Below are 11791 nucleotides of genomic sequence, written 5' to 3' on the forward strand. Positions count from 1 at the left end.
CAGTTCACACCTTCAATACTCAGATGCGACTAGTCGTTCAGATACTATTAATTGTTTAGATACTACTTTAGTAAAACCAATCATAGCTAGACTAGCGATCAATCAAACTCATCACACCCTTCATGGATTCCACTAATTCAGGATCGACACTGTAATGAGAATATTCCCCCATTTCACTATTTTCGGAGCTCATACTCACCCCCGCCTTACGGTAATTCATCTTAGAAGATACAATTTTGCCTGCTGAGCTATGAACCTCCGTCACCCCAATTTCTAAAAACTTACTGATATTACTGGCCCGGACACCCGCTCCTGGCATAATGCTTGGCCCACGGCTCGATTGCGACAACTCTTTTAATAAATGTAAACCCAGTTCAGCACTATTTTGCTGGCCAGATGTCAAGATACGCTTTACTCCAAGATCGGTAAGTTTTTCCAATGCGTTGAGAGGGTCACAACACATATCAAAAGCACGGTGAAAAGTGACAGCCATATTCCCTGCCAATGCCATGAGTTGCCTCATACGCAACATATCAACCTTTCCTTCTTCGTCCAAGACACCGAAGGAAACACCAGGAAATCCCATATCACGAACAAGGGAAACATCATTTTTCATGGCCTCAAAATCAAGTTTATCGTAACAGAAATCTCCACCTCTGGGCCGGACAATTGGATGAACAGGAATAGATAAACATTGTAACGACTGTTGTAATGCACCTGCGCTGGGTGTTAAGCCACCTTCTAACGGGCCTGCACTCAGTTCAATTCGATCAGCCCCTGCTTCTTGTGCAATCAGAGCACAACTTATGCTATAACAGCAAATTTCTAGCTTTAACATTAAAAGCCCCTTGAATATCAATCTGCCCACACGTCATAAATAGATCCGAAATATTTCATTACTGAACTTATTAACTATGACAACTATATTTTTAAAATGGCATGTCAGAAATCACAAGATCAGAGTTTTTTACTGAAAAAACACAATAAAAAGTCACTTTTGCCAAGCACTCCGCATTTCTGTCAATACTTCTTGATAGAAAGCAAATAATACTTGATCGAGATTACATTCTCATTTAAGAACAGTTCCATTTTAAATTATTTATCTTGGTAAAGGCCTACAACACATTCACCTCAACTACCTCGACGAAGAATCCACCGAAAGAGAGCTGAAAAACAAAAAGTAACCCTGCCAACACAGGCTGGCAGTAGCATGCAGGGTGTTGAATATGGTATAAACCCCGTTATTTTCTCATAACCCACACGCTTGAAAATGCTGCATTATAGAAATGTGTGATTTTCAGCGCGTAACTTAAGGTAACACTGTGAATATACAGGCTATTCTTTCAGAAAAAATCAGTAGTGCGCTGATTGCAGCTGGTGCTCCAACCGATAGTGAAGCTCACGTTCGTCAATCTGCAAAGGCACAATTTGGTGACTATCAAGCAAATGGTGTCATGGCGGCAGCTAAAAAAGTAGGTATGCCTCCTCGACAACTGGCAGAAAAAGTCGTCAATTTGCTGGATCTGCAAGGAATTGCCAGCAAAGTCGAAATCGCTGGCCCCGGTTTTATCAACATTTTTCTTGATAAAGAATGGGTTGCCACAAATACAGAAAACGCGCTGAAAGCTGAAAAACTGGGCATTTCTCCTGTAGAGCCACACACTATCGTTATCGATTATTCTGCTCCCAATGTTGCTAAACAGATGCACATTGGTCATATCCGCTCTACTATCATTGGTGATGCTGCCGCACGTACTCTTGAATTCCTCGGCCATAAAGTTATTCGCGCCAACCATCTTGGTGATTGGGGAACCCAATTCGGGATGCTGATTGCTTACCTGGAGAAAGTGCAGAATGAAAATGCCAGCGATATGGCATTGGCTGATCTGGAAGAGTTCTACCGCGCCGCCAAGAAAAACTACGATGAAGATGAAGAATTTGCCGTTCGTGCCCGTAACTATGTAGTGAAACTGCAAGGCGGTGACGAATATTGCCGTAACATGTGGCGTAAGTTGGTTGAGATAACCATGTCACAAAATCAGGCAACCTATAATCGTCTGAATGTCACTCTGACAGAAAAAGATGTTATGGGTGAAAGCCTGTATAACAACATGCTGCCGGGGATCGTTACTGATCTGAAACAACGTGGCATTGCTGTTGAAAGTGATGGCGCGACTGTGGTTTACCTTGATGAATTCAAGAATAAAGAAGGTGAACCAATGGGTGTTATCATCCAGAAGAAAGATGGTGGTTATCTGTATACCACTACAGATATTGCCTGTGCCAAATACCGCCATGAAGTGCTGAATGCGGATCGGGTTCTCTACTATATTGATTCACGTCAACATCAACATCTGATGCAAGCCTGGTCAATTGTACGTAAAGCTGGCTACATCCCTGATTCCATGTCACTGGAACACCATATGTTCGGCATGATGCTAGGTAAAGATGGAAAACCATTCAAAACCCGTGCAGGTGGTACAGTGAAATTGTCTGATTTACTGGATGAAGCCATTGAACGTGCGGATGTGCTTATCCGTGAGAAAAACCCGGATATGCCGGAAGATGAACTGAAAAAAGTCGTCGAAGCAGTAGGCATTGGCGCAGTGAAATACGCCGATCTTTCCAAGAGTCGCACTACAGACTATATATTTGACTGGGATAATATGCTGGCCTTTGATGGCAACACCGCGCCTTATATGCAGTATGCTTATACCCGCGTCTCTTCTATCTTCAAACGCGCTGAAATCGATGAAAATAGCCTGACATTACCAGTCGTTCTGAACGAAGAGCGTGAACAAGTATTAGCTACCCGTCTGTTACAGTTTGAAGAAACTATCACTACTGTGGCTCGTGAAGGGACACCGCATGTAATGTGTGCTTATCTGTATGATCTGGCAGGCTTGTTCTCCGGTTTCTATGAACATTGCCCGATCCTGAATGCTGAAAGTGAAGCATTGCGTCAAAGCCGCCTGAAATTAGCGCTGTTGACAGCGAAGACATTAAAACAAGGTCTTGATACTTTAGGTATCCAGACCGTAGAACGGATGTAATCACACTTTATAAAAACGGACGTAAAAATCATTTTACGCCCGTTTTTTAGCAATGTCAGATAATCACTGCAATCCTCGATGGGCAAAATCCTTTAACCGGAAGCCCATCAAAGCTAATGTGGCAAAATAACTACCGGCACCAGCAATGACAACGCCCATCAATCGCAGCAGGCGCAATGCCATATTTCCTTGCTCCCAGGCAGGCATAATCCACAACATTGCCAATAATACCCCCACCATTACTCCAATCGCCATTAACAACTTAAACAAAAATACTCCCCATCCTGCTAATGGCTTAAATATTTCACGTTTACGCAATTGCCAGTAGAGCATAGCTGCATTAAAACAAGCTGCTAAACCAATGGAAAGTGCTAACCCTGCATGTTTCAGGGGGCCGATAAAGGCAAGGTTCATGAGCTGAGTCAGAACCAAAGTAGCAATCGCAATCTTGACTGGCGTTTTAATATCCTGACGAGAATAAAAACCAGGGGCCAAAACTTTAACCACAATCAACCCCATTAACCCGAAGCAATAGGCAATCAATGCCCGTTGCGTCATTTCTGCATCAAACGCGGAAAAATTACCATACTGGAAAAGTGAAACGGTCAAAGGTCCTGCCAGAATGCCCAACGCTACCGCGCAAGGGAGTGCTAAGAGAAAACAGAGACGTAATCCCCAGTCCATTAATTTACGATACTCTTCATGGTTTCCACTGGAAAAACTTTTCGCCAGAGAAGGCAGCAAAATCGTTCCCAATGCCACTCCTAATACTCCAGAAGGTAATTCCATTAAACGATCAGCGTAATACATCCATGAAACAGAGCCTGAAACCAGAAACGAGGCAAAAATCGTATTGATGATCAGAGAAATTTGGCTGACTGATACCCCCAGAATAGCAGGCCCCATCTGACGGATAACCCGCCATACGCCACTGTCGCGGAAAGAAACACGCGGCAATACTAACATGCCTATTTTTTTCAGATGAGGAAGTTGGTATGCCAGTTGCAAAATGCCACCAGCAACAACAGCCCATCCCAGAGCCATGACTGGTGGCTCACAATAAGGTGCCACAAACAGTGAAAAGACGATCATGCTGACGTTCAGCAGTGTTGGTGCAAAAGCGGGAACAGAAAAACGATTCCAGGTATTGAGGATTGCCCCTGCCAAAGATGCTAAAGAAATTAAAAAGATATACGGAAATGTGATTCTGAGTAAATCACGAGTCAAAACAAATTTATCGGGTGTATCGGTAAAACCCGGCGCAGTAACATAAATCACCCAGGGTGCTGCGATCATACCAATCACTGTGACAATCGCCAGAATCAACGTCAACATACCTGAAACATAGGCAATAAACGTCCGTGTTGCTTCATCCCCCTGCTGATTTTTGTATTCAGCAAGAATGGGAACAAAAGCCTGTGAAAAAGCGCCTTCAGCAAAAATGCGGCGTAACAGATTAGGCAATTTAAAAGCAACAAAAAAAGCGTCTGTTGCCACTCCTGCGCCAAATATACGAGCAATAATGGCATCACGAATGAAGCCTAGCACGCGTGAAAACATCGTCATTGAACTGACTGCTGCCAGTGATTTTAATAAATTCATGATATTATTTAAAAAGTGTATTTTTATGACATGAGAATGAAAGCGTAAAGTCATTCCACCAGACATGCTCAACATGACAAAACACAACCATCTGTGACAAAGAATATGATCTGATGAGATAGCACTGATGGGCAAAGTTTAACAGACAACAACTCTGTCTACATTGGCTATCTCTTTTTTATTAATTATTTTTAATCCTGCAAACTCAGCAAATAATCTGTCACCTTTCTCGCCAGTTATCATCAGTTAACGCGGTCAAAACATGATCTTGCCAGGTTCCATCTATCATGAGGTATTTTCTGGCATATCCCTCCCGCTCAAAATTCAATTTTTTGAGCAAATTTCCACTCCTATGATTATGCGGCATATAGTTAGCCATAATTCGGTGCATTTTCTGATGACGCTGCATATAGCGGATAGCAGGTTGCAACGCTTCATACATTAACCCCTGCCCCTGTCGTTTTTCCGCCAAAGAGTAGCCAAGATAACAAGAATGGAATGCACCACGTACAACATTGGTGAAATTTGCCACTCCGATAATCTCGCATTCCTCAGGGTCTAACAGCACAAAATTGAATGTCGTATTTTGCCGTTGCAATTCTGCAACATAACTCAGTCTGTTTGTCCAACCTGAAGGCTGGTAAAAACTGTTATCTCTTGTTGGTTCCCACGGCTTAAGAAAATCTTTATTTTCTGAGTAATATTCAGCCAAACGATAAGCATCACGCTCATATACCAGACGAACAACCATCCTATCTGTAATAAAACGAACTTTAGGCGATGTAGACCGATAACCAAACATGCCTTCTCCTGATATTTATTTTGCAAAAACTCTGAATAATTTATCGCTAATAAAAAATAATATCATTGTCTCACGATAAAAAAATATCATCTATAAACCCGCTACCCTAAAGATAAAATTACGTCCAGAATGATAGAAATTTCATTCTTTATTCCCTCATATTTTAATGGTGCGAAATGTCATCGGTTTCACAAGCCCGTAGTTTAGGAAAATATTTTCTATTATTTGATAATTTACTGGTCGTTTTAGGATTTTTCGTTGTTTTTCCATTAATTTCTATTCGTTTTGTTGAACAATTGGGTTGGGCGGCTGTCATTGTTGGTTTCGCATTGGGGCTTCGCCAACTCATTCAGCAAGGATTAGGGATCTTTGGTGGCGCTATTGCTGATAAGTTTGGTGCCAAGCCGATGATTGTCATCGGTATGTTATTGCGTGCATCAGGTTTTGCCTTGATGGCAATGGCTTCTGAACCGTGGATACTAATACTTTCCTGCGCATTGTCTGCTCTGGGTGGAACCCTGTTCGATCCACCCAGAGCTGCGCTGGTGATAAAACTGACCCGCCCTCATGAGCGTGGGCGCTTCTATTCACTATTGCTGATGCAAGACAGCGCTGGCGCTGTGATTGGTGCACTAATAGGAAGCTGGTTATTACAATACAATTTCAATATCGTGTGCTGGATCGGAGCTGGAATTTTTGTTTTAGCCGCAATAGCTAATGCCTGGTTATTGCCGGCATATCGTATTTCGACAATTCGTTCTCCTATCAAAGAAGGCATGATAAGGGTCATTAAAGATCGACGATTCTTTTATTATGTACTGACCCTAACGGGATACTTTATTTTGTCAGTACAAGTCATGTTGATGTTCCCGATTATTATCCATGAAATTTCTGGTAGCCATACAGCCGTTAAGTGGATGTATGCCATTGAAGCCGCCATTTCCCTGACATTGCTTTACCCTATCGCACGTTGGAGCGAAAAATATTTCCGGCTGGAACAACGCCTGATGATGGGCTTATTTTTGATGAGTTTCTGCATGTTTCCAATCGGTTGGATCGACCAATTACATCTTTTGTTTGCTCTGATTGCCTTGTTTTATTTAGGCACAGTAACCGCAGAGCCTGCCCGTGAAATACTTAGTGCTGGGCTGGCTGATCCCAGAGCACGCGGCAGCTATATGGGGTTCAGCCGCTTAGGACTGGCTCTGGGTGGCATATTCGGTTACACCGGTGGTGGCTGGCTTTATGATACAGGCCATGCTTTGGACATGCCTCAATTACCCTGGATCTTTTTAGGATTGATCGGCTTACTCACCATTTATGCTCTTCATCGCCAATTTAATCAGAAAAAAATTGAGCCCGTCACTATTAACAGACATTAATGAGGTAAGTAATGGTGTAAAATCTGCCCATTGAAAATAAAGGAGACAATATGAAAAAATTTTTATTAGGGGCAGCATTAGTACTGGTTGGTTTACTCAGTGGCTGTGATCAATTCAGGGATATCAGTATCAATGAAGGTCTGCTCAATGATTATCTATTAAAAAAAGTACATTATCAGAAAGAAATCAGTATTCCTGGAATATCAAGCGCCAATATTAGTCTGGGAAATTTAACCAGCCAGATAGGCCGTCAGGATCCGGAAAAAATTGAACTGACCAGTCAGGCAAAAGTTGAAATTGCAACAATATTGGGGTCTATACAAGCTGATATGAAATTAACGCTCAGAGCTAAACCCGTATTTGATGCAGAAAAAGGAGCCATTTTTGTTAAAGGACTAGAAATCGTGGACTATCAGACAACACCTGAAAAAGCAGCAAAACCTATCAAGGCACTGATACCTTCTCTGAATACTTCATTAAGTGAATTTTTTAATACTCATCCGATTTATGTTTTGGATCCAGAAAAAAGTAAGGCTGAAGCTGCTGCGACAAAATTTGCCAAGGGACTGGAAATTAAACCAGGTAAACTGGTTATCAGGCTAACTGATAAATAATTTTAATTGTCGTTGAAATAATAAGGGGTAAATTATTTATTATAATTTACCCCTTATTTTAGCGATAATTGAGTGAATTATCGCCTCAAATGGAATCAACTAAGTGACAACATCACACAGACTCTAATTCTTCACGTAATGCCTGTAATGCCTCACGGCTAATAATAGCCAGAGTTCGATAAAAACCACTGATGGCATGTGCTTCAACTTTTCCAAGAAATTGCCCACACCACGGCAAGAGATATTCATCAAACAATGTTATCTGAGCCTGAACTTCATCTTCTGCTGCCTGATCTTCTAACCATGATGCTGCCAGCAATAAAGAACCAAACTGATCTGCCACAGTATCCGATAATGGCATTCCCCGCGCTATCAGGAATTGACGCACTTCATTTTCTGTTCCGTCAGTATAGTCAGATCGACAAGTAGCCACCTTAGCTGACTTTCCTACAAACAAAGCCTGATAGTCAGACTCTATTACGGACAATTCACAATTTTGTTGTAAACGATCCAACAGCTCATTCTGCTCTAGAGGCCATGCTTGTTTTAACTTTCCTTCAGCAATCATAGTCATCAAAGGTTGTAACAATGGATCCTGTGGTGCTCGATTAAACAGTGTACCCAGTATGCGGCAGATAATAGAAAATTCGTTCATGACTTAATTTAGTCCCAACAACTTAAAATAAAACGACAAATTGAAAAATAATGGGGATATTGTCCCTAATCCTCAACTACGGTGTAAAGCTGCTTATTAATATCCAAGTGACATATCCACAAGGCCAGTTGGTGTTTCTCCTTGTTCTATTCGTTGGATATTTTCACTAATGATATCCATCGCCAGTTCAGGAATGGTCGTTGCGGCAATATGCGGCGTAATATTGATACGAGGATGAGTCCAGAATGGGTGCATATTTGATAAAGGCTCTTCTGCAAACACATCAAGCGTTGCACCTGCGATATATCCTTTATCAATAGCAGTCAGAAGATCTTGCTCAACAAGGTGAGAACCTCTTGCTATATTAATAACATACGCTGCCTTTTTTAACTGACTGAATGACGATAGGTTTAAGATCCCACGGGTTTCAGGTGTATTAGGAAGAAGGTTAATCAACACCTTACAGTCAGAAAGAAATTCGCCTAATTGTTCTTTTCCATAAAAACTTTCAACATTATCAAATTTTTTTGCTGTCTTACTCCAACAACGTACAGTGAAATCAAACTCCATCAACTTCCCGATCACACTACGCCCCAATACTCCTGCACCTAATACCCCAATAACGAAATCTTTCCGATTATGAGGAAGTAGTGGCTGCCAAATGCGTTGCTCCTGATACCGTTTATACTCATCCATTCGGCGAAAATAGTATAAAACTGAACTAATGGCATATTCCTGCATCTGACGACCCATGCCAGTATCTTCGAGACGAATCAATGGAACCTTAGCGGGTAACATGCCGGGGTTGTCTAGCTCTTGCTGGAGAATGGAATCAACACCAGCACCTAGCGCAAATATGCCTTTGAGATTTTTACGATTCGCTAACATTTCATAAGGAGGGTGCCAAACAAGAGCATAATCAGCCGGAGCATGATCTCCACTGACCCAGTTTCTTACTCTGGCATTAGGCAAACGTTTTTCTATTCCTTGGATCCACTCATCGGCATCAAATGAAGGGCTAAAAAAAATGATGTTCATATAATCTCATTCCTTTATTGTTTTTTTTGATAGATTTAACCGATTGCTGAAAAGGTTAAATAAAAAGAAAAAATACCCAAATTTCACGCCAATTTTCCATAATTATTCACTATCACGTTGAATGTCCTGAATTGATATTTTTACTTATTTTCGTGCATTTAAGGTTATTTTTAAATTAACAGAACCCCTGATAAGCCCCAAAACTTAGGGAGCCCAGATAGGAGAACTTCAATTATGGCCTACTTTCAATTATGGTCTACTATAGTATAAAAAAACGAGTATAGAAAAACGCCCACGTGCAGATGGCACTATACTTAAAATGACATATCTTAGCTAATACCGATAGACGGCGATAACCCGACGCAAATAAAAATACCACCCGTCGGGGTGCGTTGGGTACACGGCGGGAACGAAATGGCAGCATGATGTGTTATCGAAGTAGACCAGAGACAATCACCAGGGCACCAAGAGTAAGATATTGGCTATTGAGTTTCATGATAAAAACATCTGGCGTTCAGGTGCCCTGCGATTATTCAACCCCCGCAATACCTTACCCGCGGCTTTATTCCATCACAGAAATTCATCTGCTGCACCTTTGTAGTCACTGGCATTAAGCTTCTTAAGCAAGGTGGAACGAACAAAGTTACCGACGCCACAATTGAACGTGAACGAACACAACGCATCAAACTGATCTTGAGTCAGTGATACCTTAACAGACGATTCAATGGTGATGTCAATAAGTTCGAGGTCATCATGTAAGAATGCTTCGGCCTGTTGTTCGGTTATCTCTTGTCTTGGTTTGACGCCTTTCGTGTGCCCATAACCAATTGTCCACGGAAAGCCGCCTGTTGCCGGGTCAGGGTAGGCTGTTAGTTTCAGACCTTCCCATTGTTGAAATGGGAAATTATGTTACCGGTAATATCAATATGACGTATCAGTCACGTTTTAGAATGAAGCCAGCCACTCAACCAAAACTGAATATTGATACATTAAGCGAAATTAACGTAATTATAGATATTTCCATAGGAATCCCTCATGACATCAAAAATATTTGAAATATAGTTTTCTCATTTAATTACCATTCCTTACTTACTTTATTTCATAAAATAATTATAAATTTAATAATAGTTTAATTTATATATATTTATTGGTGTATGGATTGATGTTTTTTATAATTCACAATAAATTTCATTTAGATATACAATTACCTATAAAATAAAGTTTTTATTAAAATTCAATTATAACAATCATTAATAATGAGGATTAAATCATGTCAGAGCAAATAATTCAAATCGCACTACAAAGCACAACCGGAAAATATTTAAGCAGAATAAGTCGCGGTAATATAAACCCAATAGAAGCGTCAAAAGATGCTATCGATCTCCCTTCAAGATTCACTATCAAGTCATCAGGTTCTAACCAAGTTGTACTTATGGCCGATAATGAAATGTACCTTAGTAGAATGAATCGTGGAGAATTAAACCCCATTGAAGCAGCTAAAAGAAAAATAGATGAACCTTCAATATTTATCGTAGGTTATATCTCTGAAAACAAAATAACGTTGCGGGCTGACAACGGATATTATTTGAGTCGTATTTATCGCGATGGAATTAGTACTATAGAAGCTGCAAAAGAACAGATTGATGATGAATGTTATTTTTGGGTAACAACCATCATGAGTTATCAATAAAAAATCGCTATAGATATAATAGACAAAGGAATTTCAAATTATGAAAAAAGAAATAGCTCCAGATTTCACTGGAGTAACATACAGAGAGGAAATCATAGGCATCCCTCTTCATGTGGTACATTTACCCCATAACACGATTAAATCTTTCTCAGGCATTGTATCGGCACTAGCTGCTGCAAACAGTCTTAATGTATTTTTAGTAAATCAGTTTCCCGCTTGGGTGAAATTAGCCGCCCCATATTCTACAGCACTTATTGCATATCTTGCAGCGGAACTTGCCATAATTATAGCTATGGATGCGCGTAGCAAATGCGGAGTTGATTTATACTCTCCAGTACTTCCTATAGTGAGTGCAGTGCCACTTTGGGGTCCTGTTCCCGCTTGTTGATTAGGAATAACATATTTGGTTTATAATCCACACCATTACAATACAAGGGTGCTAAAATATTCAGCACCTTTACTTAATTAAAACTACCGAATGCTGTTATCGTGGCCCCCAATAGCACTAAAACCCATAACAAATTGATTTATAATATTAAAAAACCGATGACTACAAGATTGCCAGTAACTATAAATGAGTGGGATACGAAAAAGTGTTTACCAGGCAATCAAATTGTTTTTTATTTGTCTAATCAGTCAAAAAGCCTAAAAAAATCGTGACAAGTCTGTTGACGCCTGCACTGCTTTTCCCTATAGTAGCGCCCCGTTGCAGTGACGAACACAGAAAGAATCCCTGTAACAACAAAATATGGTGAGGTGTCCGAGTGGTTGAAGGAGCACGCCTGGAAAGTGTGTATACGTGAAAACGTATCGAGGGTTCGAATCCCTCCCTCACCGCCATATTTTGAAAAATTAAAAACACGGTGAGGTGTCCGAGTGGTTGAAGGAGCACGCCTGGAAAGTGTGTATACGCGAAAGTGTATCGAGGGTTCGAATCCCTCCCTCACCGCCACTT

General features: G+C 40.8%; 10 protein-coding genes, 2 tRNA genes and 1 pseudogene. 7 read left to right on the plus strand and 6 right to left on the minus strand.

Annotated features, from left to right (window positions below; genetic code table 11):
- Positions 1–91: 91 nt before the first annotated feature.
- Positions 92–838 (minus strand): copper homeostasis protein CutC, encoded by a 747-nt coding sequence (gene cutC / locus Xind_RS07620; protein ID WP_047682187.1) that lies wholly within the window; start codon positions 836–838, stop codon positions 92–94.
- Between the two features lie 484 nt (positions 839–1322).
- Between cutC and argS the strand changes: the two genes are divergently transcribed.
- Complete coding sequence (gene argS, locus Xind_RS07625; protein WP_047682189.1) at positions 1323–3053, plus strand: arginine--tRNA ligase; 1731 nt, start codon at positions 1323–1325, stop codon at positions 3051–3053.
- 63 nt (positions 3054–3116) lie between these two features.
- On the opposite strand, the gene murJ is transcribed toward argS, so the two are convergent.
- Together murJ and rimJ are read right to left on the minus strand one after the other, a co-directional pair.
- Positions 3117–4655, minus strand: a complete 1539-nt coding sequence (murJ, locus tag Xind_RS07630) for a murein biosynthesis integral membrane protein MurJ (protein WP_047682261.1) — start codon at positions 4653–4655, stop codon at positions 3117–3119.
- A gap of 220 nt (positions 4656–4875) precedes the next feature.
- A complete protein-coding gene (gene rimJ / locus Xind_RS07635) occupies positions 4876–5457 on the minus strand; it encodes a ribosomal protein S5-alanine N-acetyltransferase (protein ID WP_187649779.1) in 582 nt (193 codons plus the stop codon).
- A 176-nt stretch (positions 5458–5633) separates the two neighbouring features.
- Between rimJ and mdtH the strand changes: the two genes are divergently transcribed.
- Both mdtH and Xind_RS07645 read left to right on the plus strand, forming a co-directional pair.
- Positions 5634–6839, plus strand: a complete 1206-nt coding sequence (gene mdtH / locus Xind_RS07640) for a multidrug efflux MFS transporter MdtH (RefSeq protein WP_047682193.1) — start codon at positions 5634–5636, stop codon at positions 6837–6839.
- A 50-nt stretch (positions 6840–6889) separates the two neighbouring features.
- The gene (locus Xind_RS07645) at positions 6890–7453 is read left to right on the plus strand and encodes a lipoprotein (protein WP_047682195.1); all 564 of its coding nucleotides are present in this window, start codon (positions 6890–6892) and stop codon (positions 7451–7453) included.
- Positions 7454–7565: 112 nt separating this feature from the next.
- Here the strand turns inward: Xind_RS07645 and Xind_RS07650 are convergent, their stop codons facing one another.
- The 3 genes and pseudogenes from Xind_RS07650 to Xind_RS07660 form a co-directional block, all read right to left on the minus strand.
- Entirely contained in the window at positions 7566–8108 is a 543-nt protein-coding gene (locus Xind_RS07650; RefSeq protein WP_047682197.1) for a TorD/DmsD family molecular chaperone, read from the minus strand.
- Between the two features lie 96 nt (positions 8109–8204).
- Complete coding sequence (gene ghrA / locus Xind_RS07655; RefSeq protein WP_047682199.1) at positions 8205–9146, minus strand: glyoxylate/hydroxypyruvate reductase GhrA; 942 nt, start codon at positions 9144–9146, stop codon at positions 8205–8207.
- A 492-nt stretch (positions 9147–9638) separates the two neighbouring features.
- Positions 9639–10040, minus strand: a pseudogene (locus tag Xind_RS07660) (lysozyme); the annotation flags it as partial.
- A gap of 376 nt (positions 10041–10416) precedes the next feature.
- Between Xind_RS07660 and Xind_RS07665 the strand changes: the two are divergent.
- From Xind_RS07665 to Xind_RS07680, 4 genes are all read left to right on the plus strand, one after another.
- Positions 10417–10836 carry a fascin domain-containing protein gene (locus Xind_RS07665; RefSeq protein ID WP_047682203.1) on the plus strand — a complete coding sequence of 140 codons (420 nt, stop codon included), beginning with the start codon at positions 10417–10419 and terminating at the stop codon, positions 10834–10836.
- A gap of 40 nt (positions 10837–10876) precedes the next feature.
- Positions 10877–11224, plus strand: coding sequence for a hypothetical protein (locus Xind_RS07670; protein ID WP_187649780.1), 348 nt, complete (start codon positions 10877–10879; stop codon positions 11222–11224).
- 362 nt (positions 11225–11586) lie between these two features.
- A tRNA-Ser gene (locus Xind_RS07675) sits at positions 11587–11676 on the plus strand.
- Between the two features lie 22 nt (positions 11677–11698).
- Positions 11699–11788, plus strand: a tRNA-Ser gene (locus tag Xind_RS07680).
- The last annotated feature ends 3 nt before the right edge of the window (positions 11789–11791 follow it).

The sequence above is a fragment of the Xenorhabdus indica genome, from assembly GCF_014467235.1.
GTDB lineage: Bacteria > Pseudomonadota > Gammaproteobacteria > Enterobacterales > Enterobacteriaceae > Xenorhabdus > Xenorhabdus indica.

Bases quoted from the DNA above. Each gene is read 5' to 3' on its own strand.
- murJ (WP_047682261.1), bottom strand. From the start codon at position 4,655: ATGAATTTATTAAAATCACTGGCAGCAGTCAGTTCAATGACGATGTTT.
- rimJ (WP_187649779.1), bottom strand. From the start codon at position 5,457: ATGTTTGGTTATCGGTCTACATCGCCTAAAGTTCGTTTTATTACAGAT.
- cutC (WP_047682187.1), bottom strand. From the start codon at position 838: ATGTTAAAGCTAGAAATTTGCTGTTATAGCATAAGTTGTGCTCTGATT.
- Xind_RS07665 (WP_047682203.1), top strand. From the start codon at position 10,417: ATGTCAGAGCAAATAATTCAAATCGCACTACAAAGCACAACCGGAAAA.
- Xind_RS07645 (WP_047682195.1), top strand. From the start codon at position 6,890: ATGAAAAAATTTTTATTAGGGGCAGCATTAGTACTGGTTGGTTTACTC.
- mdtH (WP_047682193.1), top strand. From the start codon at position 5,634: ATGTCATCGGTTTCACAAGCCCGTAGTTTAGGAAAATATTTTCTATTA.
- Xind_RS07670 (WP_187649780.1), top strand. From the start codon at position 10,877: ATGAAAAAAGAAATAGCTCCAGATTTCACTGGAGTAACATACAGAGAG.
- ghrA (WP_047682199.1), bottom strand. From the start codon at position 9,146: ATGAACATCATTTTTTTTAGCCCTTCATTTGATGCCGATGAGTGGATC.
- Xind_RS07650 (WP_047682197.1), bottom strand. From the start codon at position 8,108: ATGAACGAATTTTCTATTATCTGCCGCATACTGGGTACACTGTTTAAT.